Raw genomic sequence first — 23860 nt, 5'->3', positions numbered from 1 at the left:
AAAAGCCAATCTTTTTTCTCATCAAACCCATTGACATAGAATTGACTATTTTTACCTACCAAAAATTGCTTGGTTAATGATTGTAAAGAAATACTACTATATAATCTTATTTTTATTTACCTATTTAAGTTGGTCGCAAAACAACGTGCCACCAACTATAAATGCGGTAGGTAACCAAGCCTATTGTCCATTGTCAGAGGTTAATATTGTTACCAGTTTTGATATTATTGATCCGGACGATAGTACCATAAAAGCATTGTACATTCAAATCTCAGAAGGTTATGTTAATGGAGAAGATGAATTAAAGTTGAACAATAGCACATCGCATCCAAATATTGTTTCTTCTTGGAGTATGTTGGAAGGAAAGTTGACATTGAATGGTGCCAATGGTTTGGATGTAAACTATACCGATTTAATCGCTGCGGTTAAAGATGTTGTTTTTACAAATAATTCTGTAAATGTTTCCGGAAACAGGTCTTTTTCATTTACCATAGGTTCTGCAAATTATTTACCATCTACCGATCATTATTATGAATATGTTTCGGATATTGGCATTACTTGGACAGATGCAAAGGTAGCGGCAGAAAACAGAACTTACCTTGGACTGCAAGGCTATTTAGTTACAATAACCTCTGCAGATGAGGCAAAATTAGCTGGGGAACAAGCGAAGGGAACGGGATGGATCGGTGGTAGCGATGCCGAAACCGAAGGTAATTGGAAATGGGAAACGGGTCCTGAAAAAGGCACCTTTTTTTGGTTTGGATTAGCCGTAGGAAACTCCCCAACGTTCGCCTTTTGGAATACGAACGAACCTAATGATTTGAACGGTGAAGATTATGCACATATTACAGATCCGAATATAGGAATCCCTGGTTCTTGGAACGATTTAAGCAATACCGGTGCTGCCGAAGGCGACTTTCAGCCCAAGGGGTATATTGTGGAATATGGTGGTATGCCCGGAGATCCTGTTGTAAACATTTCGGCAAGTACGGAGATGTATATTCCAACCATTAATGCTACTTTTCCCGCAACACGATGTGGTCCTGGGCAGATTTCATTAAAGGCAACCTCAGCCATTGGAGATGTAGTTTGGCACAACAGCCCCACAGGTGGGTCCATTTTGTTTACAGGAGAAATTTTTAACCCGAACATTACCAATACTACTACTTTTTATGCTTCCGTTGTTGGAGCTGGGTGTGAAGAAAGCCCAAGAATTCCCGTAATTGCCACCGCAAAAGAACTACCCGACATTTTACCCATGTTAAATTTCAAAAATTGTGATGTTGATGAGGTTGCTGATGGGTATACCATTTTTAATTTAAACGAGGCCACTGAAATAATTACAAAAGGTAATGATGAACTACGGGTCTCCTATCATTTATCAGTAGCGGATGCGGAGAGTAACATAAATTCCATCAATCCATTTCCATTCGAGAATCAAACTAGCACCACGGTTTATGCCCGTGTTGAAAAACCGAATGCTTGTTTTTTGATTTCTACCGTAAATTTAGAAGTCTCAACAACCTCTTTTACTAACGGTTATTCATATAATTTGGTAGGTTGTGATAATTTAGACGCTAATGACGGCATTGCGGTTTTTGATCTTACCGAGGCATCTAATCAATTGATTAATCAATTTCCAACGGGTCAAAACCTAAAAGTTGCTTATTTCAAAAACCTAGTCGATGCCCAATTAGAAGAAAATGAAATTATTGATCAAGCTAATTATATTAATGAAAATCCTTATACCGAAACACTTTTTGTCCGCGTGGAAAGTGCCAACAACGGAGCTTGTTATGGAATTAGCCCAAGTTTAGTGTTGAAAGTAAATCCGAGTCCAGAATTTGAAATTGAAACCAATGCTGCCTTTTGTTTGAACATTGGAATACTTACTTTAGAAACTTTTAATCCGAAAGATGACTATAGTTACGAATGGAAAAACGAAAACGATGAAACAATTAGTACCGATCCTACCGCGACCGTAACCTCTAAAGGTATTTATACCGTTACTGCAACTTCTACCTTAGGATGTACTTCAACACCAAAAACAATTACAGTTAAGGAGTCTGACTTAGCCAATATTACTCTGAACGACATCCTAATAAAGGATGATTCGGAAAATAATTCAATAACTATTAATACCGAAAACTTAGGCATTGGCGATTACGAATTTGCTTTGGATGATGCCGATGGGGCGTATCAAACAGAACCTTTATTTGAAAATGTCTCGGCTGGAATCCATACCATATATATTAGAGAACAAAATAATTGCGGAACAACAAGTATAGACGTTTCCGTTATTGGGTTTCCAAAATTCTTTACACCAAACAACGACGGGTTCAACGATACTTGGCAAATAAAGGGTATTAATGAAGACTCCTTTCAAATGTCAACTATTTATATTTATGATAGATTTGGAAAAATGTTGGCTAAAACCAATGTAAACGATAAAGGTTGGGATGGTACTTATAAGGGCAACCCAATGCCCGCTAGCGACTATTGGTTTAAAGTGCAGCTCACCGATAAAAACGGTAATGTCAGAAATAGAAAAGGACATTTTAGTTTGGTTAGACGATAGTAGTCTCTGGTCGTTCGTCTTTAGTCGTTAGAAGAAACGCTCTGTGAATCTCTTTTTTCTCTGTGTGGCTCTAATGAATAACCTTTTTTGCTCCATGCTCTTTTCTCTATTTTCTATGATCTAAAATAATTTTCACTTTTTCCTTCAAAACAGGCAACACACTTTCTTCGAACCAAGGATTTTTTGTCAACCAAAACCTATTTCTAGGTGATGGATGCGGCAATACGAAATAATTTGGCAAATAGTCCTTATAATTTTTTACGGTTTCGGTCAATGTTCTTTTAGCTTTATCCTTTAAATAATACTTTTGAGCGTACATTCCAATGAGAACAATCAATTCAACATTGGGCATTTTTTCTAAAATTTGTTGATGCCACAATGGTGCACATTCGGGTCTGGGAGGCAAATCTCCCGATTTTCCTTTTCCAGGATAACAAAATCCCATGGGCATAATTGCTATTTTTTCTGTATTGTAAAATGTTTTATCGGTAACACCTAGCCATTTTCGCAATTGTATTCCGCTAGGGTCATTCCAAGCAATACCAGTTTTATGCACTTTAGTTCCTGGAGCTTGACCAATAATTACAATTTTAGAATTGATGCTAGCAGTAACAATGGGTCTTGGCCCCAACGGTAAATGTGCCTTACAAACGTCGCATTTTCTAATATTTATTAAAAGATTCTTCATTTTATACAACAAACCATTTGAATAAATAGATAGTTAACATTCCCCAAAAAGTACCCGTTGCCATACTCAAAATGGCTAAAATTATGGCATGAGGCATCCATTTCTTTTCATAAGCTGCCGTAACTGCCGGGGCTGTGGCAATACCACCAACATTGGCCATACTGGCAATAGGCACCCAAGCCGTATTGATATTTAAAGCTTTAGCAATAATCAGCATAATAACAAAATGGCTAATTAACCAAATAATTAAAAAGCCTAAAAAACTCCATTCAAATTGAACCAAACTGAACTTTAGTTTTAATCCCAACACCGCCATTACAATCAAAATTAAAATTCCGCCTAGTTTTAATACAAATTTAAAGTTCCATTTCGGAATAAAATTGCTAAAAACCAATCCTAATATAGACAAAACAATAATTTTTACCACAAAACTATCTACAAAGTGGTTTGTAGCCAACACACTAAAAATTAAAAGTAAAAAACACAAAAAAGGTTTTATAAATTCAGTATCAAGGCTCTTTATCTCATCTGGCATTGCCAAGTTGGTAATCTTTAATTTCTTGTTTAAAAACCTGCTTTTTTTAATGGTTTGAAACATTAAGATTGTCCAAATATTTACAAGAATATTATCCAATACTAACACCGTTAAAAAAATATTTTCTGGACACTCTACTAATTCTTTTAAAACCAATTGACTTGTGCTTCCACCTATCCAGCTTCCCACAATAGGGGGAATTCCTTTCCAATATTCTTGATTTATAAAAGTTTGGGCAATCAATTCTGTATCTAAAAAGATAAGGGCTAAGGTTACCGGAAAAATAGCTATCCACATAGAACCCAAAGCAAATAATAAGATAGGTTTCCAACCAATGGCTTTTAATTGACCAATGGACAAACTACTCATTACGGCCACAATGGCGAGTGGAATGAAATAAGTTTTGCTATAATCGTGAATGGTATCGGCAGAAAAATCCTGACCCAACAATGCTGAAATACCAGCGGGAATTAAATATGCCAATAAAATGGCAGGCACCCAATCGAATAAAGATTTGATGTGTTTATTTTCCCATTTATCGAGATAATAAACGGCAACAACGGTAAAAATTGTGATTAGCCAAGGGGTCATGGGTTGGATGTTGAGAATTATGCCGTTGAAAGTTACATTAAATTTTAAAATTTAAGCGATAATAATTGATTTTTACAGTTAATTATTTGATTTTAAGGGTGTAAACTTTTTATTTTTAAATTGTCCTATTACAAGATTCATTTTGGATATACATTTGAAAAACGTTAAGCGTCATAAACAGGGTTTTGTTAAGTTTTAATTTTACAAAAAATCTACATTACTATAAATCGGGTATGTTTTATATTTTAATAATTAATATTGGAATAAAATTAAAAGTATGAATACAAATATAATTGCCGTATCGCTCTTTCTTTCAATAATTATAAGGACTTTAATTGTTGAAATTGGAAAATCAAGACGCATAAATCAACTTAAAAATGTTGATAAATCTAAGATCGAATCAATTGGGAAATATGAAAAAAATTAATTACAGATTATCAAATCCAACAATCAACTAAAATGAATTTAATAAATATTGATATAGGGAAGTTTGGAAAATGGTTTTATAAATCAGTAAAATGGATTTCAATCTGGGTTTTATTGCCCATTATAATTCTTGTTGTAATACTAATTATATTCTTTAGTGATAAAATAATTCAAATTTTAGAAGTTATTTGAATTTTTTTGTGGTTCAGGTAGTTTCTATGTAAGACTTATTTTCTACCCTCTAAAACAATTACAAACTCCCCTTTAGGCGGTTTATTCTCAAAATGTTCCAAAATTTCTTTTAAAGTTCCCCTGACTGTTTCTTCATACAATTTGGTCAACTCACGTGAAACAGATATTTTTCTTTCTTCACCAAAGTACTCCGCAAACTGGGTTAATGTTTTTATCAATTTGTGCGGCGATTCATAAAAAATCATCGTCCTTGGTTCTTCTGCCAATAGTTCCAATCTTGTTTGCCTTCCCTTTTTAATGGGTAGAAATCCTTCAAAAATAAATTTATCATTGGGTAACCCACTATTTACCAACGCTGGTACAAAAGCGGTTGCACCAGGTAGACACTCCACTTCAATATCATTTTCTATACAAGCTCGGGTCAATAAAAATCCAGGATCGGAAATTGCTGGAGTACCCGCATCGGAAATCAAAGCAATGGATTCACCTGATTTTAGTCTTTCAACAATTCGCGTTACCATTTTATGCTCATTGTGCATATGATGGCTTTGCATAGGTGTGCCAATATTAAAATGTTTTAATAGTTTACCAGAAGTACGAGTATCTTCGGCCAAAATAGTATCCACTTCTTTTAAAACCTTTACAGCTCTAAAAGTCATATCATCTAAATTACCTATTGGAGTGGGAACGATGTATAGTTTTGGAATCAATTTTTAAATTTAGAAACGCAATTTAACAAAGTTTGTTAAATATCAGACCATGTTTTGTTTTCATTATATTTGCTTTAGCATACTTGGAATTTGTATTTTTTATTTTTATGGAAGATTTTATCCTATACTTAAAATTAGGTTTATATCATGTGCTTGATTGGCAGGCTTATGATCACATATTATTTTTAATTGCATTAGTTGTAATTTACAATTTTAGCAATTGGAAAAAAGTCATTTGGTTGGTAACACTTTTTACCATTGCTCATACGCTGACATTAGCATTGGCCGCTTATAAAGTTATAAATGTAAATATTTCCATTGTTGAGTTTTTAATCCCGTTGACTATTTTTATCACCGCAGCCGTCAATATTTTTACCGTAAAGAAGAGCAAACAAAAAAACTCAAATGTTAATTTATTTTTTGCCCTTTTCTTTGGATTGATACACGGTTTGGGCTTTTCCAATTATTTTAGAATGCTTATGGACGATAGTGAAGCCAAACTTTTACCGTTATTAGAATTTGCAATTGGTATAGAAATTGCTCAAGTAATTATTGTAATAACACTATTGGTTTTAGGTTACATTGCCCAAACTTTTTTTAGGATTTCAAAAAGGGATTGGGTACTGGTATTATCATCCATTGTAATTGGGGTAGTAATACCGATGCTTTTTGATCGCATATTTTGGTAAAAATTTAACAAAAAAACCCATTAATTTATCGGTACTTTGCCGACTAATATTTCGTTATACCTAAAATGACACCAGAAAAACAACGTAAATATGATGTTGCCTATTTAAAAATGGCAAAGGAATGGGCCAAGCTATCTTATTGTAAACGTCGTCAGGTAGGAGCCTTAATCGTAAAAGGAAAAATGATTATTTCCGATGGATATAATGGCACCCCAACTGGTTTTGAGAATGTTTGTGAAGACGATGATAATTATACAAAATGGTATGTTTTACATGCTGAAGCTAATGCTATTTTAAAGGTAGCTTCATCTACACAAAGTTGTAATGGTGCCACACTTTATATAACCATGTCGCCGTGTAAAGAGTGTAGCAAGCTCATTCATCAATCGGGCATTAAAAGATTAGTTTACGCCGATGCCTATAAAGACGATTCTGGTTTAAAATTTTTAGAAAAAGCAGGTGTGGAACTTGTCTATATCAATCAAACATAATGAGTAAGAACAAAATATATTATCCTCTATTTTTATCGTTGGCCGTTGCCTTGGGTATTTTTATTGGCAGTATGTTAGATTATCCTCAGAAAAGTGCCGCGTTACTTTTTAATACCAATCCTCAAGAAGCAAAAATTAAACGATTGATAAACTATATTCAGTACGATTATGTTGATAAGGTAGATACCGATAGTTTATTAGATGGTACAATTAGAAACATCTTAGGTAAACTGGATCCACATTCGGTTTATATTCCTGCAAGTGAGCATGATGCTATAGCCGAGACTATGAACGGCGAATTTGTAGGTGTAGGCATTCGCTTTTTTATGTATAATGATTCTTTAACGGTTACCAATGTGGTAAAAGACGGCCCGAGCGATAAAGCGGGCGTTGAGCCTGGTGATAGAATTTTAATTGCCAATAACGATACATTATATGGGAAAAACCTGATGAGCAATTATATTATCAAAACCTTCAAGGGCGAACCCAATACAAAAGTTAAAATTAAGGTGTATAGAAAATATAAAGATACGCTGTTGAATTTCACCTTAAAAAGAGGTACTATTCCATTAGAAAGCGTACCAAGTTACTATATGTTAACGGATACCTTGGGCTATATAAAAATAGACAAGTTTGCTAACAAAACTTATGATGAGTTTAAAACCGCGTTAAACACATTAAAGCAAAAAAATATGAAACGCTTGGTGTTGGATTTAAGGGGAAATCCCGGAGGTTATTTGGGGATAGCTACCCAAATTGTTGACGAGTTTTTAGAAGATGACAAGCTGATAGTCTTCACTAAAAATAAAGGTGGAAAAATAGATAAAACTTTTGCTACTTCAAAAGGCGATTTTGAAAAAGGACAGGTGTATGTTCTAATTGATGAAGTTTCTGCCTCGGCCAGTGAAATAGTAGCCGGAGCTTTACAGGATAACGATAAAGGTGTAATTGTCGGTCGCCGTTCTTTTGGTAAGGGATTGGTACAACAGGAAATGGAATTGGGCGATGGTTCTGCCGTTAGGTTAACCGTATCACGTTATTATACACCAACTGGAAGATCTATTCAAAAACCATATAATACCGGAAATGGTCAGAGTTATTATAATGATAGAATTACTCGATACCATAATGGTGAATTAACCAATTTTGATAGTATCAAAGTAGTTGATTCTTTAAAGTTTGTTACCCCAAAGGGTAAAAACGTTTATGGTGGCGGCGGCATTGTTCCTGATGTTTTTGTGAGTATCGATACAACAGCATATTTAGGCAGATTTCATTTTGCAACTATGCAGGATTTTGTATTTGAATATGTAGATAATCACCGTGAAAAAATGAATACTTGGACAGAGGGAGATTTTAAGCAAAATTTTGACGATGACGGTGAAATTTTGAAAGAATACCTTTCACTTTTTGACGATGAAAGTAAAATTTCCGATATAATAACTCCTCATCTAAAACGCTATTTAAAAGCACTTTTTGCTCGGAATTTATTTGATGAAAATTTATTTTATCAGGTATTAAATAATGGCGATGAGATGTTAAAAAGAGTAAAAGAGCTGGAAATGCAAGGGAATCCAGTTATGAGTTCGGACTTATGAGTTCAGAGTGTTACGTGTCACGTCTTGAAATTGGTTTATACCTAAAAAACTGAAAACTGCCATTGCGGACTGCCGACTTACTTTACCTTATCATGCACTTTTGTGTGTTCACCACCGTTCCATTTTGTTAAAATATCGGTAGCTACTGATGCTCCACTGCCACATGCAATAGCGAATTGACTACGCCATCCCGCCAAAGTACCGGCAACATATATTCCATCAGCAACTAAATGGTCATTATTCTTTAGCTGAATACGGTTTTTTTCAGGTTTTGCTTTTTGATGAGGCACTACATACTGTTCCAATCCTTTTATAAAAAAAGTGTTGGTATAGCCAACGGCTATTACAATTTCTTTGGCGTTATAATCAGACTGGTTGGTAACAACCTTAAAACTATCATGTAAATGTTTAATTTCAGTAACCTTTTCTTTTTCAATTTGAGAAACATGTGGGTATAACTCAAAAAGTTGATTTTTACCCGTTTCAAGAATATACTGTCCAGTTGTACCAGCATCTAATCCCAAAACATTATTAAATAGGGCATCTTGTAGGTGAGATGCTTTTTGATGTATAATAATTCCAATTTTTTTGTTTTTGGCAAAATCCTTTTCTTTGGCAGAACCCAAAATTAAAGCACAAGACATTCCAGCCGCACCTCCACCAATAATAAGAATGTCAAAATTTTTCATTTTTAATGATTAAATAAATCTTGAATATTTGCCGCAAACAGTTTTACAGCAATGGCCAATAAAATTACACCAAATATTTTTCTAATTACATCTATTCCACCTCTGCCTAGCAAGCGTTCAATCCTTTTAGATAGTTTTAATACAATATATACAAAAATAGTATTGATAATGATTGCAATTACAATGCTAATTGTTTCGTATTCTGCACGTAGCGAAAGTATGGTAGTCATTGTACCCGCACCTGCAATTAGCGGAAAGGCCAATGGCACAACACTTGCGGTTTCAGGAGCATTATGTTTATACAATTCTATTCCTAACACCATTTCCAATGCCAAAAAGAAAATAACAAAAGCACCTGCCACAGCAAATGAATTTACATCAACACCAATTAGCTTCAAAATTTCCTCTCCAACAAATAGAAATACAATCATAATTATTACTGCAACAATTGATGCTTTTTCTGACTGTATATGTCCAACTTTTTGACGTAAATCTATAATTATGGGTATGCTTCCCACTATATCTATAACAGCAAATAAGACCATAGTTGCTGTCATTATTTCTTTAAAATCTAACTGCATTTTCTTCGTTTTTAAATTTTCGGCAAAAGTAGTACTAAAAATTCGAGATTTGATATTAAAAATTTAAAATTTTAATGTGTTTTTTAAATTATATTAAATACAACCTTTTTACAAAAAATATAAACCACAAATTACACGATTGAACCAATAAACAATTAAACATTTACACAAATATCACGTACTTTTGCCGTTTCAATTAGATGTAAAATGTTTCAATTAGGTAAAACCATAGTTTCTGAAGAAATTATTGAAAATGATTTTGTCTGCAATCTTTCTGCGTGTAAAGGAACTTGTTGTGTAGATGGTGAAGCGGGTGCACCGCTTGAAGAAGATGAGTTGAAAACCTTAATGGATATTTACCCTAAAGTAAAACCCTATTTAACGAAAGAAGGTATAGAGGCCATTGAAGACCAAGGGTTATTTGTTACTGTGGATGGAGAATTTGAAACCCCCTTAATACCAAGAGATGACAGTTGTGTTTATATTAATTATGATGAAAAAGGCATTGCCCAATGCGGTATAGAAGAGGCTTACAACCAAGGTGAAATCACTTTTAAAAAACCGATTTCTTGTCATTTATATCCAGTTAGGGTAAAAAGTTATTCAGAATTTGCGGCCGTAAATTACCACAGATGGGAAATTTGTGACGACGCTTGTACTTTGGGCAAGGAGCTTCAAGTGCCTGTTTACAAATTTGTAAAGCATGCTTTAATCAGAAAATTTGGTGAAGACTGGTATGAAGAATTGGAAAAAGTTGCGGAAAAGATGAAAGGTCAACAATAATTTTTTTACCAATATTTTAAGAAGAATAATTGTTAAAATGTATATATTTGTTCTTAATTAAACAGAAAAATTTAAACAAATGAAATTTATTAAAAAGTTAGTTTTTGCAGTTGCCTTAATTGGAGGAATAACTACCATGAATGCACAATTTTCTATTGGTGGAGGTGTAGGTTTTAACGATAAAATGGGAGGCCCGGGAATCTTGGCAAAAGCCGAAGTAGAAATTATGGATAATATTTCTATCTCACCAAGTATATCTTATTTTTTTGGTAGTAAATTATATGGCTACGAAAGAAATTTATTTGCTGTAGATGCTAATGGACACTATAAAATCGAAATAATGATGGATGAGCTTGATGTTTATCCGTTGGCGGGTTTAAATTACTCAAGTTACAATACTGGTGATTACAGACTTAATGATGATGAATTTAAAGTTAAAGGAAATAGCTTAGGGCTTAATATTGGCGGTGGCGGCAGATGGAAATTTACAGATCAACTGAGTGTTTTTGCGGAGTTAAAATATGTAATTAGCAATTATAGCCAAGTAGTTTTTGCCGGTGGTATTTTATACGAGCTATAACTCTAAAAAGAATAATTTCTTAAATAACTAAAGAGTCAATTTTTATTGGCTCTTTTTTTTGTTTTTAAATTTCCATTTAAGCAGAATTTCAAAAACCCAGCAAACTTCCTTACTCGCTAAAGAGACCTATTTTTAATAAGCTGACTATCAGTGATATAATTAACTTAGTTTTAATAAGTAATAAACAATTTTAATGTCGTTTGTTAAAAACTTCACGTGTTTTGTGAATAATTATGGCTTTGATTCCTCGTCAAAAAAATGAACCTTTGTAAACTCGGTTTTCAACAAAAAAATCCAGCAATTATTTTTCTAATTTAAACTAATTCTACTATTATGTCTCAAATTGAGCCAATTCTTGAACCTAATGACAACAGATTTGTAATTTTTCCAATCCAACATCCAGATTTATGGGAATGGTATAAATTACAGCAAGCCAGTATTTGGACCGCCGAAGAAATTGACTTGGAAAAGGATATTAACGATTGGAACAACAAACTGACTGATGATGAAAAGTATTTTATCAAGCACGTTTTAGCCTTTTTTGCCGCTTCCGATGGTATTGTAAATGAGAATTTAGCTGAAAATTTTGTGTCTGAAGTGCAATATACCGAAGCAAAATTCTTTTACGGATTTCAGATTATGATGGAAAACATCCATTCTGAGGTCTATTCTCTGCTTATTGACACTTATGTAAAAGACGAAAAAGAGAAAGACCAATTATTTAGGGCCATTGAGGTTTTTCCTGCTATTAGAGACAAAGCACAATGGGCATTGAAGTGGATAGATAGTCCAAGTTTTGCAGAACGTTTGATTGCTTTTGCCGCCGTTGAAGGTATCTTCTTTTCTGGTAGTTTCTGCTCCATATTTTGGTTGAAAAAAAGAGGTCTTTTGCCAGGTCTTACGTTCTCTAACGAATTAATCTCAAGAGACGAAGGTATGCATTGCGATTTTGCCGTGCACCTGCATAATAACCACATGGTAAATAAAGTCCCTAAAGAACGAATCAAAGAAATACTTTGCGATGCACTTGATATAGAAAGAAGCTTTATAACAGAATCGCTTCCTGTTAGCCTTATCGGAATGAATGCCAAATTAATGACTGAATACTTAGAGTTTGTAACTGACAGGCTTCTAGTAGAGTTTGGTTGCGAAAAGGTATATAACTCAGCCAATCCATTTGATTTTATGGAAATGATTTCTCTAGAAGGAAAAACCAATTTCTTTGAGAAAAAAGTTTCTGAATACCAAAAAGCTGGAGTAAAATCTGGTGGAACGGGCAGTATTAGCTTTGATGCTGATTTTTAACGAGTCTGTCATTCCCGCGTCTGCGTGCCACCACAGCTTTAGCGGAGGAGCAAGGTGGGAATCTCATGATGCTTTACATAAGTCTTGATTGAGCTCGGTACAATGGCTGAAAGAATCTTTTGAAAACAGTATTCACATTAATGAGATTCTTCACTTCATTGCATTTCGCTCTGAATGACAAATACCAAATTAACCAATGACTATTAACCTAATAACTAAATAACTTAACAATATGTATGTACTAAAAAGAGACGGAAAAAGAGAACCGGTAATGTTTGATAAAATTACCGCTAGGGTAAGAAAAATGTGTTACGGATTAAACAAATTGGTTGATCCTGTAAAAGTTGCCATGCGTGTTATTGAAGGGCTTTATGACGGGGTTTCAACTTCAGAATTAGATAGTTTAGCGGCAGAAATTGCGGCTACCATGACAGTTCAACATCCAGATTATGCAAAACTTGCCGCTAGGATTGCCGTTTCTAACTTACATAAAAATACCAAAAAATCATTCTCTGAAACCATGACGGATCTTTACCAATACGTAAATCCTCGTACTGGCAAAAAAGGACCGATGATTGCGGATGATGTCTATAAAATTATTCAAGACAATGCTGAAAAACTGGATTCTACAATAATCTACAACCGCGATTTTAATTATGACTTTTTTGGGTTCAAAACCTTAGAACGTTCTTATCTTTTAAAAATTAACGGTAATATCGTTGAGCGTCCACAACACATGCTAATGCGTGTGTCTATCGGTATCCATTTAGATGATATTGATGCTGCAATCGAGACGTACGAACTAATGAGTAAAAAATATTTTACCCATGCTACACCTACATTATTTAATGCAGGTACCCCTAAACCACAAATGTCCTCATGTTTTTTATTACAAATGCAAGAAGATAGCATCGATGGTATTTATGATACTTTGAAACAAACCGCTAGAATCTCTCAATCTGCTGGAGGTATTGGTTTGTCTTTACATAATATTAGAGCCACAGGCTCCTACATAAGAGGCACAAACGGAACCTCAAATGGTATTGTACCAATGTTGCGTGTTTTTAACGATACAGCACGTTATGTGGATCAAGGTGGTGGTAAACGTAAAGGTTCTTTTGCCATGTATTTAGAACCTTGGCATGCAGATATTTTCGACTTTTTAGATCTAAAGAAGAACCACGGTAAAGAAGAAATGCGTGCTCGCGATTTGTTTTATGCCATGTGGATTCCAGATTTATTTATGAAGCGAGTTCAAGAAGATGGTGAATGGACTTTAATGTGCCCAAATGAGTGTCCGCATTTATTTGATACTTACGGTGATGAATTTGAAAAATTATACGAAGGTTACGAAAAAGTAGGAAAAGGCAGAAAGACCATCCAAGCACGTGAATTATGGGAAAAAATACTGGAATCTCAAATCGAGACCGGAACACCTTATATGCTCTATAAAGATTCGGTAAATAGAAAATCGAATCAGAAGAATTTAGGTACTATTCGTTCGTCAAACTTATGTACTGAGATAATGGAATATACAGCAAAAGATGAAGTTGCTGTATGTAATTTAGCTTCTATTGCCATGCCAATGTTTATTAGTGAAGATGCAGAAGGTAAAAAATATTTTAACCACAAAAAGTTATTTGACGTTACTAAAAAAGCAACTCGTAATCTGGACACGGTAATTGATAGAAATTATTATCCTGTAAAAGAAGCTGAGAATTCGAACTTCCGTCATAGACCCATCGGATTGGGTATTCAAGGATTAGCGGATGCTTTTATCATGTTGCGTTTACCCTTTACTTCTGATGAAGCCAAAAAATTAAATCAAGATATTTTTGAAACGCTTTATTTTGCTGCGGTAACCTCATCTATGGAAATTGCCAAAGCAAAAGGGCCTTATTCAACTTTTAAAGGTTCACCAATGTCAGAAGGTGAGTTCCAATTTAACATGTGGAATATTTCCGAAGATGACCTTAGTGGAAATTGGGACTGGAAAAAATTACGTAAAAATGTAATGAAACATGGTGTACGCAACTCATTATTAGTTGCACCAATGCCAACAGCATCAACCTCTCAAATTTTAGGTAATAATGAAGCTTTTGAACCTTACACTTCAAATATTTACACACGTAGAGTGCTTTCAGGAGAGTTTATTGTGGTGAATAAACACTTGTTAGAAGATTTGGTAGAACTTAATCTTTGGGACAATACTATGAAAGAAAGTATTATGCGTGCAAACGGTTCAGTACAACACATTGAAGAAATTCCACAAGAATTGAAAGATTTGTACAAAACAGTTTGGGAGTTAAGTATGAAAGACATTATAGACATGGCACGTCAGAGAGGCTATTTTATAGATCAATCTCAATCATTAAATCTTTTCTTAAAAGATCCCGATTATGGAAAACTCACCTCTATGCATTATTATGCTTGGAAATCTGGTTTAAAAACGGGTATGTATTACTTAAGAACCAAATCGGCGGTAAATGCCACTCAATTTACGCTGACCAATAAGAAAGAAGAGATTAAAAAGCCCGAAGCCGTTGCAATTGAAACACAGGTAAATATTGAAAAGTCTTCAACTCCTTCTCCTGTAATTTCGGATGATGTTTCAATGACACCTGAAGAGTATAAGGCTATGATTGCATTGGCCAAAGAAAGCCAAGGTGATGATGATTGTTTAATGTGTGGATCTTAATGAAACAGTAATTTTAAACTTTAAAATTACGTTGTTAAATTAATGCCACCGAAGGGCGGTATCTCACTTTAAATTTGAGACAAACAGAAGTCTTTAGAGTTTTAATAAAAATAGTTGTGTTTAATTTAAAAATCTCGAAACTGAATTGGTTTCGAGATTTTTGTTTTTTCAAAATAATAAGCACTACATTTCGTTAAAAGCCTATGTCTTTTTTTAATTTACGGTAAATGGAAGTATTAAACTATAAGGAATTTAGGGTAACAGACGAAATGTTGGCTGGTAAAGGTAAAAGACTACTTAATTATATAATTGATATAGCTTTTTTCTATTCTTTGTTTTTTCTATTGGGGATGGTGCTATACCTTATTGCTAAAATAATGGCAAATGAAGAACTTATAACATTTCTTTTAGAATTAGAAAATTTTAATCCGATTATAGACAGGCTGTTAACTGCCGTTCTTTTAGTAATATATTATGTGGTATTAGAAAGCCTATCTCAAAAAAGTATTGGTAAATTAATTACCAGGTCAAAAGTAGTTCTAGAAAATGGAGAAAAACCACCTTTTGAAGTGTTTATCAAACGCTCACTATGCAGAATTATCCCTTTTGATCAACTCTCCTTTTTAGGTAAAAAAGGATGGCATGATTCTATTTCAAAAACCTTTGTGGTTGATGATAAAATTTTTAACGAACAAAAAACCCATCATAAAAATTATCAACAGCTTGGCTCAAAAGATCTCTAGAATAAACTCCATATATAGATCTAAACACCATTAACTATTTTGGGTGCCGCTTTATTCTTCAATCCAATCGTTAAAATTATTACAACCTGCATTTAGCACGATAATTTTAGAAGATAGTTTTAAAGATATTACTAATTTAGTCCCAGCTACCGAGAGTTTGCAACTAGTGGTTTCAACATGTTTTATTTCTTCTCTAACCTATCCTCACCATCAGTCAACCACTCTAACGAAAAACTCACAAAAGAATTCTCCGTATAATCATCTTTTTCAAAAAACAAACCTATATCACCATTTTTAAGAATGGTTAAAGACGAGTATGCTGAACTACCAGCGTAAACAGTCTTTCCTTTTGACCATGTTTTACCTTCGTCATAACTGATTTTTACGGTCATATTTTCGCGTTTGTCTATGCTATTGGCATTAGAAAACAACAATCTGTTTTTTTTATAACCATCTTCAATAGAGGTATAACGAATAATGCTCGCATTACAACCAGGATCAATTAATGCTGGTTCTTCTTGGGTGGTCCACGTTTTACCACTGTCTTTTGAAGTGTGAATATATCTCATACTCGCCTTGTTAACACGGGCATTAACCATTAGCGTTCCATCTACCAATTCCACAATTTTTGATTCGTCGGCGGGTTTTAAGGGAGTATCAATGAAGAGCCATGTTTTGCCATGGTCATCACTACCAAATACGTGCATACCGCTTTCTAAATTTACCATACAATGCAATAATAGTCCATCTTTGGTTTGGATACCTCTGCCCGAAGTGATAAATTTAAAATCGTTATGCCATTCAGGTTTTGTAATTTGCGAAGTAATATCTTCGGGTTCGCTCCATGTTTTTCCGTTGTCCGAACTTTTTGTTACGTGTAAATAATAGACATTCAGTTCTTTATCCAAATCCATAAAGCTATAAAACATAAAAATCTCATTGGTTTCATTATCCACAATCATAGAAGGGTCTGAAGCGGATTGCCCGTAAGGAAAATCTACTACACGTTCTATAGCTGACCAAGTTTTGCCATTATCAGAGCTTCGTCTGATAACTATGTTGATTTCCTTGCTCCATTTTAAATCGCCACAAGAAGGTACACGCTCATCAATAGCAGCAATTAGATCTCCATTAGGTGCAGTGACTAAGGCTGGAATTCGATAACAACTAACACTATCTGCCATTGAGGTGTTAAATAAATTCGTAAAGTTAAGTTCGTCAGGTATAGTGTTCCTTTCAGGTTTTTGTCCATATACAACTAATGTAATAGAACATACAACTACTAGAATTAAATTTTTCATGAATTAGATTTATAGATTAATGGAAAAAATTTACCTTCCATTTTTTTGCCTTTTGGTATTATAGGTACCCCCTGTAAAAGTTCATCATCGGTATTACTAATGGTTCCATCTGCAAAAACGTTTAGAACGAATGCTCTTCGGCTAACTTCAGACTTATTTTCATAAGAACCGTGCACCATTAAAGGATGATGAAAAGTGGCATATCCTTTTTTCAATTCAATAGGTAAAGGCTTAAACTCTTGTTTTTGTTCTTTGGTTAAATATTGTAAAAGTCCATCCATGTCTCCTGCCAGTTCAGGGGCATTTAACAGTCCCCATTTGTGACTTTTAGGAATGTAGTGAAGGCAACCGTTATCAATAGTAGCATCATCCAAACCGGCCCAACAAGTAAGGTGCTGCATGGCAATTGTACGTGTCCAATATGAATAGTCTTGATGCCAAGCCACCACACCTCCATGTTTTGCTGGTTTGCAAAACAACTGATCGTGCCAAAACCGTACTGGTTTATTTTCGAGTAGCTGATGGGCTGCTATTACAAAAGCAGGATTCCATATTACGTCGTGAAAACCTTCAGATATACGCCAATGTCCCAAAGAATGAAATAAAACAGAATTGGGATCATTCGATTCATTACTGTGAAACTCATAAAACAAATAATGTGCAGGGTGATTAGGGTTCATTACCTCAGTCAATTGTTCATTTAAAAAATCAACCTGATTTTCATCCAATAATTTGATTTCTGATACATAGCCATATTCATGAAAATGGGCAACTTGCTCATCACTCAAACGGTATTTCTCCCACTCTTCATTTGATTGGGGCTGCTTGAATAAATCACTAAGCAAATGATGATAGTCCGCTAAATCTCTAATTGTTGACATAATTTACATTTTAACTGCACGTAGTTTTGGTTTGTTTGTGCTAACTGATCATTCTTTGTTGATTGAATAGCTTTATTATTTTTCCAAGACATAAAATAGCCTTTCTCTTTACCAACTTTACATTCAATAAAAGTACGTCAAGTTTGCATAAAAAACAATCATTGAATATTTACATTAAAAATCATAACTTAGCATAGTCAATTTTTTTAACTAAATACTTAGCCATGAAATCAATAATTTATGCTTTCCTATTTCTTTTTATTTTAAAAATAAATGCCCAAGTAAATGTTACTTACCAAAAACCTTCTAAAGAAATTTTAGATTTGGTTGATGTACCATTAGCTCCATCCGTTATTATGGATGACAGTAAATCCGTAATGATTTTCCTATACAGAGATGCTTTTAAAACGATAGCTGAACTTTCAGAAGATGAATTGCGTTTGGGTGGATTGCGTATCAATCCTAAAACTAATATTGGTAGTAGAACCAATTACTACAACAATATTAAAATGAAAAGTTTGGGGAGTAAAAAAGCTGATTTGATTCAAGTATCGGGTCTACCTGATAATCCGAGAATTGCTAATTTTAGTTGGAGTCCCGATCAAAAAAAGATTGCTTTTACACAAACCACTCCTAAAGGTGTTGAATTATGGGTTATTGACATTGCCAATGTAAGTGCAAAAAAACTGACTGAAGCCAATATCAACGCCAATATGCGAGATGTTATAAATTGGTTTGAAGATAGTGAGCATATTTTGGTAAAAATGCTTTCCGAGGATAGAAAAGAATTGATAAACACTTCAAAAGCTATTCCCGATGGCCCTACGGTTTCTGTTAATGACGGTAAAAAAGCACAAAACAGAACGTATCAAGATTTGTTAAAAAACCCCAATGATGAGCATAATTTTGAGCAATTGGCCCTTTCTGAACTGCACAAAATTTCCTTAAACGGAATTTCTCAAAAATGGTTGGAAAGTGCAATGTATGAATCTATCACTTTTTCGCCCGATGGCAGCTATGTCATGGTGTCAACTGTAGAAAAACCTTTTTCTTATATAGTTACCTATCGTCGTTTTCCTTCCAAAACTAAAATCTACACTAAAAATGGAATGGAAGTAGCCACGGTATTGGAATCGCCGTTATTGGAAGATCTGCCGCAAGGCTTTATGGCAACGGAAAAAGGTAGAAGAAACTTTAGCTGGCGTGCAGATAAACCGGCAACGTTAATTTATGCAGAGGCTTTAGATGGTGGCGATCCTGAAAATAAAGTCGATTTTAGGGATGAAATTTTTCAACTGGAAGCTCCTTTTAAAGGTGATGGCCAACCCATTTTAAAAACCATAAATCGGTATTCGGGAATACAATGGGCAAACGACAACTTGGCTATAGCCTATGATTATTGGTGGAATACCAGAAATACTAAAACCTATGTTTTTAATCCGTCGGATGCTTCTCAAAAACCGGAAATTATCGAAGATAGAAATTACCAAGACGTGTATGCCGATCCTGGCTCTTTTGTTACCAAAAGAAACGACATGGGCAGTACTATTTTAGCCCTAGATAAAAGAAATAATGCTTATCTAATCGGTAGAGGTTTTTCCGAAAAAGGTCAATTCCCTTTTCTAGATAAAATGGATTTAAAAAGCAAAGCCAAACAACGGCTATATCAATCAAAATATACGGACAAACTCGAAAATTTGAACGATTTTGACGTTGATAAAAACCAATTGTTAGTGAGAATAGAATCTCCGAGCGAATACCCAAATTACTATTTCAGAAATGTAAGGAACAAAAAACTAACACAATTAACTTCTTTTGAAAACCCATTTAAGGCCATTCAAGATGTACACAAAGAGGTAATTACCTATAAACGTGATGATGGACTGGAACTTTCTGGCACATTGTATCTTCCAGTTGGTTACGATATGGAGAAAAAAGAAAAGATGCCAATGATTTTATGGGCCTACCCCAGAGAATTTAAAGACAAAAGTAGTGCTTCGCAAAATACCAGTAATCCCAATGAATTTATCGCACCGTATTGGGGCTCACCAATTTATTGGGTAAATAAAGGTTATGTAGTATTAGATGATGCCGCTTTTCCCATTGTAGGCGAGGGCGATGAACAACCTAATGACACTTTTAGAAAGCAACTGGTGGCCAATGCAAAAGCGGCAATTGATGCTGTTGACGAATTAGGGTATATTGATAGAAATCGTGTAGGCGTAGGTGGTCATAGTTACGGTGCTTTTATGGTGGCCAATTTATTATCGCATAGTGATCTTTTTGCAGCGGGAATCGCAAGAAGCGGTGCATACAACCGTACGTTAACACCATTCGGATTCCAAAGTGAGGAACGTAACTATTGGGAAGCTCCAGAGGTGTATTACACCATGTCGCCGTTTATGCATGCGGAGAAAATGAAAACACCATTATTATTAACACACGGTATTGCAGATAACAATTCAGGTACGTATCCACTACAAAGTGAACGTTATTTCAACGCCTTAAAGGGTCTAGGAGCAACAGTAAGGTTGGTAATGTTACCCAAAGAAAGTCATGGTTATAGGGCTAAAGAAAGTATTTTACATTTACTTTGGGAACAAGACCAATGGTTGGAAAAGTATGTTAAGAATAAAGGGAAATAACCACCCCGCCCTTCAGGCACCCCTCCTTGAAAAAAGGAGGGGAATTAAAACGAAGTTTTGATTAACGATTTTTGAATTTTAAAAAATAAAGCCGTTAAAGGTTATTAGATTTATTCTGTAAATCTCTGCGGAATAGCTTTTTTGCCTTTGATAGATAATTTTAAAACTGGAATTTGGAAACCAAAGAACTCGAAACTTTTTTCAACCTTTATATCCTACTCTGATAGGTATATAAATCATGATATCTACCTTTTTTGGTAATAAGTTCGTCATGTTTGCCTTGTTCAACAATCCTACCGTCTTCAATGACTAAAATCTGATCCGCTTTTTGTATAGTGCTCAATCTGTGAGCAATTACAAAAGTAGTTCTGTTTTCCATCAATGTACCCAAACTTTTTTGGATGTACGATTCGCTTTCCGTGTCTAAATTAGAAGTGGCTTCATCCAAAATAATAATTTTGGGATTTGCCAAAATAGCTCTGGCTATTGAAATCCGCTGACGCTGTCCGCCAGAGAGTTTAACACCCCGTTCGCCAATTACGGTTTCTAAACCGTCGTCAAACCTATCGGTAAATTCATTTACATATGCTCCTTTAACAGCCTCCAATAGTTCTTCTTCAGTAGCATCAGACCTGGGGAATAAAATATTTTCACGGATAGTGCCTTCGTACAAAAAATCATCTTGTAAAACTACAGCAAGATGTTTTCTAAAACTGCTGAGATTTACGTTGGCCAAATCTATTCCATCAAGGGTAACTTTGCCTTCAATCGGATTTAGAAATGTAGCCGCCAAACCAGCGATGGTGCTTTTACCAGAACCCGAAGAACCTACCAACGCGGTAACACTGCCCGAAGGTGCTTTTAACGAAATATTATGCAATACCTCTTTGTTTTCCTCATAACTAAAAGAAACATTATCAAAAACAATATCACCTTTGATTTCATTTAAAATGACATTTCTCTTTTCCGGATTATCTTCTTCTGTCATGTGCATCAACTCTTGGGTACGATCCAAACCTGCCATAGCTTCAGTAAGTTGACTCCCGATATTGCTCATTTGAACGATTGGGGCAATCATAAAGCCTAAGAACAGGGTAAAGGATACAAATTCCCCATAGGTCATAGTATTATCCATAATAAAATAACCCCCAATTCCCATAATTCCCGCAGAAGCCAGACCCAATAAAAAGGTTGAAGAACTTGTCATTAAAGCTGTTGCGGTCAAGCTCTTTTTAACGTTTAGATATAAACGTTCCACACCGTCTTCAAAAGTTTTATTCTCTTGTGCTTCCGCATTAAAACCTTTTATTACTCGGACTCCGTTTAAAGTTTCCGTCAACCTACCTGTTACTTCAGCGTTGATTTTACCACGTTCCCTAAAAATTGGTCGGATATATCCAAATGCTTTTAAAGCAATAAATGCAAATATGGCAACAGGTACCAATACAAAAAAGGTCATTGTGGCATTTAGGTTGATTAAAATAATCAATGAAATAATCGCTGTAATTGTGCCACCAATTAATTGTACCAAACCGGTTCCGACCAAATTCCGAACACCTTCAACATCTGTCATTACACGGCTAACCAATGCCCCCGATTTATTATTATCAAAAAAACTGATAGGTAATGTTAACAGTTTTTTTTGCACCTTGGCTCTTAACAATGAAATTAAATGTTGAGCCTCCACACTTAATAATCGCGTTAACGAAAAAGATGTTACCGCCTGAATTAAAATAGCACTACACACAAAAATTAATAACGTCGTTAACGCTTGTATGTCTTTAGAGGGAATGACCTCGTCAATCAAATTTTTACTGGCGTATGGCAACACCAGCCCCGATAAACTTTTTAAAATAATTAAAAATAACCCTAATAATACAATATTCTTTCTGGGCCAAATAAACTCTTTAAATGCCCATGCAAACGATACTTTTTGTTTTTTGCTCATTACACACTAATGACTAAAACCGAGCCAATTATTTTTGGCTGACAATTAGGCATAAAGATACGTTTTTCGCTCCTTTGGGAAAAAGGGGAAAAATCCCTATTGACAAATTCATTTATTGTTAGTAATTTGATAGCTCAAAAACATATTATGGCAGCACGAACTCAACTTAGCTTTGCATCGTTCAATCTTTATAATTTAAATTTGGATAATCTACCAATGTATAGAGACCGCGATGGATGGGATGAGGCAACTTATACAAAAAAAGTTGATTGGGCAGCTAGCGTTATCAAAAATGGAAATGTAAACGCTTGGGGATTTCAAGAATTATGGCATAAAAAAGCTTTAGAAGATGTTTTTAAAAAAGCCGGGGTTTTGAATGCCTACGAGCTTTTAGTACCTGATAACCAAGAAGGGCAACGAATAGTTTGTGCAGGTGCGGTTAAAAAGGATATTTTAGTGGGTTCCCCCGAATGGATTGTAAATTTTCCCGATAAATTTATGTTAAAGAATGCGGGTGGAGACCCTCAAACACCCCTTATTAATGTAGCTTTGACCCGATTTTCAAGACCAATATTACATTTTAAAATCAAGCCCAGAAGTAATGGTAAAACCATATCGATTTATGTAGCTCATTTAAAATCGAAAAGACCCGCTGAAATTTATAGGGAAGATTGGTATAGGGGTAATGCAGATTATTATAAAAACCACTCCGTAGCTTTGGGTGCTGCAATCTCAACCATTCGTAGGACTGCCGAGGCAGCCGCATTAAGAATGATAATTACAGAAGAACTAAAAAACACAGATACTCCTGTAGTGGTTTTGGGCGATTTAAACGATAGTCAACATAGCAATACCTTGAATATAATTACTGGACAGCCCAATTACTTACTAAGTGGATTGTCAAGCGGAGGGAGTGATACAGGGCTTTATACCGCTGGTGCATTGCAACAGTTAAGGAGTTTACGCAATGTTTATTATACCCATATCTATCAAAATATTAAAGAATCATTAGATCATATTTTAGTTTCGCAAGAATTTTACGATAATTCCAGAAAAAGAATTTGGGCTTTTAAAGGAGTGGAAATCATTAACGATCATTTAAATACCGAAGACCATAAAATAGATGGCTCTACCGATCATGGAATTGTAAAAGCTTCTTTTGAGTATAGGCCGGTGAAATAACGGTATTATTAATAGATAGTTTATAT

General features: G+C 34.7%; 19 protein-coding genes. 11 read left to right on the top strand and 8 right to left on the bottom strand.

Going from position 1 to position 23860, the window contains the following annotated elements; genetic code table 11:
- Window positions 1–76 precede the first annotated feature (76 nt).
- The gene (locus UMM65_RS05830; RefSeq protein WP_321975547.1) at window positions 77–2578 is read left to right on the top strand and encodes a T9SS type B sorting domain-containing protein; all 2502 of its coding nucleotides are present in this window, start codon (window positions 77–79) and stop codon (window positions 2576–2578) included.
- 106 nt (window positions 2579–2684) lie between these two features.
- Here the strand turns inward: UMM65_RS05830 and UMM65_RS05825 are convergent, their stop codons facing one another.
- The 3 genes from UMM65_RS05825 to rsmI all read right to left on the bottom strand — a co-directional run bounded on the left by UMM65_RS05825 (window position 2685) and on the right by rsmI (window position 5717).
- The gene (locus UMM65_RS05825; RefSeq protein ID WP_321975546.1) at window positions 2685–3266 is read right to left on the bottom strand and encodes a uracil-DNA glycosylase family protein; all 582 of its coding nucleotides are present in this window, start codon (window positions 3264–3266) and stop codon (window positions 2685–2687) included.
- A 1-nt stretch (window position 3267) separates the two neighbouring features.
- The gene (locus UMM65_RS05820) at window positions 3268–4392 is read right to left on the bottom strand and encodes a DUF819 family protein (RefSeq protein ID WP_321975545.1); all 1125 of its coding nucleotides are present in this window, start codon (window positions 4390–4392) and stop codon (window positions 3268–3270) included.
- Between the two features lie 653 nt (window positions 4393–5045).
- Entirely contained in the window at window positions 5046–5717 is a 672-nt protein-coding gene (rsmI, locus tag UMM65_RS05815; protein WP_321975590.1) for a 16S rRNA (cytidine(1402)-2'-O)-methyltransferase, read from the bottom strand.
- Window positions 5718–5827: 110 nt separating this feature from the next.
- Here rsmI and UMM65_RS05810 point away from each other — a divergent pair, with 110 nt between their 5' ends.
- The 3 genes from UMM65_RS05810 to UMM65_RS05800 all read left to right on the top strand — a co-directional run bounded on the left by UMM65_RS05810 (window position 5828) and on the right by UMM65_RS05800 (window position 8498).
- Entirely contained in the window at window positions 5828–6409 is a 582-nt protein-coding gene (locus UMM65_RS05810) for a HupE/UreJ family protein (RefSeq protein WP_321975544.1), read from the top strand.
- A gap of 65 nt (window positions 6410–6474) precedes the next feature.
- The gene (locus UMM65_RS05805; protein ID WP_321975543.1) at window positions 6475–6900 is read left to right on the top strand and encodes a deoxycytidylate deaminase; all 426 of its coding nucleotides are present in this window, start codon (window positions 6475–6477) and stop codon (window positions 6898–6900) included.
- On the top strand, window positions 6900–8498 hold the full coding sequence (locus tag UMM65_RS05800) for a S41 family peptidase (RefSeq protein ID WP_321975542.1): 1599 nt from the start codon (window positions 6900–6902) through the stop codon (window positions 8496–8498). The genes UMM65_RS05805 and UMM65_RS05800 overlap by 1 nt, the downstream gene beginning before the upstream one ends.
- Window positions 8499–8575: 77 nt before the next feature.
- On the opposite strand, the gene UMM65_RS05795 is transcribed toward UMM65_RS05800, so the two are convergent.
- Window positions 8576–9187 carry an FAD-dependent oxidoreductase gene (locus UMM65_RS05795; protein WP_321975541.1) on the bottom strand — a complete coding sequence of 204 codons (612 nt, stop codon included), beginning with the start codon at window positions 9185–9187 and terminating at the stop codon, window positions 8576–8578.
- A gap of 2 nt (window positions 9188–9189) precedes the next feature.
- Window positions 9190–9768, bottom strand: a complete 579-nt coding sequence (locus UMM65_RS05790) for a MarC family protein (RefSeq protein ID WP_321975540.1) — start codon at window positions 9766–9768, stop codon at window positions 9190–9192.
- A gap of 207 nt (window positions 9769–9975) precedes the next feature.
- On the opposite strand from UMM65_RS05790, the gene UMM65_RS05785 reads away from it, so the two are divergent.
- From UMM65_RS05785 to UMM65_RS05765, 5 genes are all read left to right on the top strand, one after another.
- On the top strand, window positions 9976–10551 hold the full coding sequence (locus UMM65_RS05785) for a DUF3109 family protein (RefSeq protein ID WP_321975539.1): 576 nt from the start codon (window positions 9976–9978) through the stop codon (window positions 10549–10551).
- Between the two features lie 79 nt (window positions 10552–10630).
- Window positions 10631–11131: an outer membrane protein gene (locus UMM65_RS05780; protein WP_321975538.1), complete on the top strand. Its 501-nt coding sequence runs from the start codon at window positions 10631–10633 to the stop codon at window positions 11129–11131.
- 333 nt (window positions 11132–11464) lie between these two features.
- Window positions 11465–12436 carry a ribonucleotide-diphosphate reductase subunit beta gene (locus UMM65_RS05775; protein ID WP_321975537.1) on the top strand — a complete coding sequence of 324 codons (972 nt, stop codon included), beginning with the start codon at window positions 11465–11467 and terminating at the stop codon, window positions 12434–12436.
- A gap of 232 nt (window positions 12437–12668) precedes the next feature.
- The gene (locus tag UMM65_RS05770; protein WP_321975536.1) at window positions 12669–15134 is read left to right on the top strand and encodes a ribonucleoside-diphosphate reductase subunit alpha; all 2466 of its coding nucleotides are present in this window, start codon (window positions 12669–12671) and stop codon (window positions 15132–15134) included.
- A 227-nt stretch (window positions 15135–15361) separates the two neighbouring features.
- Window positions 15362–15877, top strand: a complete 516-nt coding sequence (locus UMM65_RS05765; RefSeq protein WP_321975535.1) for an RDD family protein — start codon at window positions 15362–15364, stop codon at window positions 15875–15877.
- A gap of 182 nt (window positions 15878–16059) precedes the next feature.
- Here the strand turns inward: UMM65_RS05765 and UMM65_RS05760 are convergent, their stop codons facing one another.
- Both UMM65_RS05760 and UMM65_RS05755 read right to left on the bottom strand, forming a co-directional pair.
- Window positions 16060–17178, bottom strand: coding sequence for a sialidase family protein (locus tag UMM65_RS05760; protein WP_321975534.1), 1119 nt, complete (start codon window positions 17176–17178; stop codon window positions 16060–16062).
- Window positions 17175–18059 carry a phytanoyl-CoA dioxygenase family protein gene (locus tag UMM65_RS05755; protein WP_321975533.1) on the bottom strand — a complete coding sequence of 295 codons (885 nt, stop codon included), beginning with the start codon at window positions 18057–18059 and terminating at the stop codon, window positions 17175–17177. Before UMM65_RS05755 ends, UMM65_RS05760 begins: the two co-directional genes overlap by 4 nt.
- Window positions 18060–18283: 224 nt before the next feature.
- Between UMM65_RS05755 and UMM65_RS05750 the strand changes: the two genes are divergently transcribed.
- Window positions 18284–20704 carry an alpha/beta hydrolase family protein gene (locus UMM65_RS05750; RefSeq protein ID WP_321975532.1) on the top strand — a complete coding sequence of 807 codons (2421 nt, stop codon included), beginning with the start codon at window positions 18284–18286 and terminating at the stop codon, window positions 20702–20704.
- A 208-nt stretch (window positions 20705–20912) separates the two neighbouring features.
- On the opposite strand, the gene UMM65_RS05745 is transcribed toward UMM65_RS05750, so the two are convergent.
- Window positions 20913–22652 (bottom strand): ABC transporter ATP-binding protein, encoded by a 1740-nt coding sequence (locus UMM65_RS05745; protein WP_321975531.1) that lies wholly within the window; start codon window positions 22650–22652, stop codon window positions 20913–20915.
- 147 nt (window positions 22653–22799) lie between these two features.
- On the opposite strand from UMM65_RS05745, the gene UMM65_RS05740 reads away from it, so the two are divergent.
- A complete protein-coding gene (locus UMM65_RS05740; RefSeq protein ID WP_321975530.1) occupies window positions 22800–23834 on the top strand; it encodes an endonuclease/exonuclease/phosphatase family protein in 1035 nt (344 codons plus the stop codon).
- The last annotated feature ends 26 nt before the right edge of the window (window positions 23835–23860 follow it).

The organism is Aureibaculum koreense (genome assembly GCF_034296135.1).
Classification (GTDB): Bacteria; Bacteroidota; Bacteroidia; order Flavobacteriales; family Flavobacteriaceae; genus Aureibaculum.
The sequence above is the reverse complement of the archived record's forward strand: the minus strand, read 5'-3'. Positions and strand labels throughout refer to the sequence as shown.

Coding starts and splice junctions, on each gene's coding strand:
- UMM65_RS05745 (WP_321975531.1), bottom strand. CDS start 22,652: ATGAGCAAAAAACAAAAAGTATCGTTTGCATGGGCATTTAAAGAGTTT.
- UMM65_RS05820 (WP_321975545.1), bottom strand. CDS start 4,392: ATGACCCCTTGGCTAATCACAATTTTTACCGTTGTTGCCGTTTATTAT.
- UMM65_RS05750 (WP_321975532.1), top strand. CDS start 18,284: ATGAAATCAATAATTTATGCTTTCCTATTTCTTTTTATTTTAAAAATA.
- UMM65_RS05830 (WP_321975547.1), top strand. CDS start 77: ATGATTGTAAAGAAATACTACTATATAATCTTATTTTTATTTACCTAT.
- UMM65_RS05795 (WP_321975541.1), bottom strand. CDS start 9,187: ATGAAAAATTTTGACATTCTTATTATTGGTGGAGGTGCGGCTGGAATG.
- UMM65_RS05800 (WP_321975542.1), top strand. CDS start 6,900: ATGAGTAAGAACAAAATATATTATCCTCTATTTTTATCGTTGGCCGTT.
- UMM65_RS05805 (WP_321975543.1), top strand. CDS start 6,475: ATGACACCAGAAAAACAACGTAAATATGATGTTGCCTATTTAAAAATG.
- UMM65_RS05755 (WP_321975533.1), bottom strand. CDS start 18,059: ATGTCAACAATTAGAGATTTAGCGGACTATCATCATTTGCTTAGTGAT.
- UMM65_RS05785 (WP_321975539.1), top strand. CDS start 9,976: ATGTTTCAATTAGGTAAAACCATAGTTTCTGAAGAAATTATTGAAAAT.
- UMM65_RS05825 (WP_321975546.1), bottom strand. CDS start 3,266: ATGAAGAATCTTTTAATAAATATTAGAAAATGCGACGTTTGTAAGGCA.
- UMM65_RS05770 (WP_321975536.1), top strand. CDS start 12,669: ATGTATGTACTAAAAAGAGACGGAAAAAGAGAACCGGTAATGTTTGAT.
- UMM65_RS05760 (WP_321975534.1), bottom strand. CDS start 17,178: ATGAAAAATTTAATTCTAGTAGTTGTATGTTCTATTACATTAGTTGTA.
- UMM65_RS05790 (WP_321975540.1), bottom strand. CDS start 9,768: ATGCAGTTAGATTTTAAAGAAATAATGACAGCAACTATGGTCTTATTT.
- UMM65_RS05740 (WP_321975530.1), top strand. CDS start 22,800: ATGGCAGCACGAACTCAACTTAGCTTTGCATCGTTCAATCTTTATAAT.
- UMM65_RS05765 (WP_321975535.1), top strand. CDS start 15,362: ATGGAAGTATTAAACTATAAGGAATTTAGGGTAACAGACGAAATGTTG.
- UMM65_RS05775 (WP_321975537.1), top strand. CDS start 11,465: ATGTCTCAAATTGAGCCAATTCTTGAACCTAATGACAACAGATTTGTA.
- UMM65_RS05780 (WP_321975538.1), top strand. CDS start 10,631: ATGAAATTTATTAAAAAGTTAGTTTTTGCAGTTGCCTTAATTGGAGGA.
- UMM65_RS05810 (WP_321975544.1), top strand. CDS start 5,828: ATGGAAGATTTTATCCTATACTTAAAATTAGGTTTATATCATGTGCTT.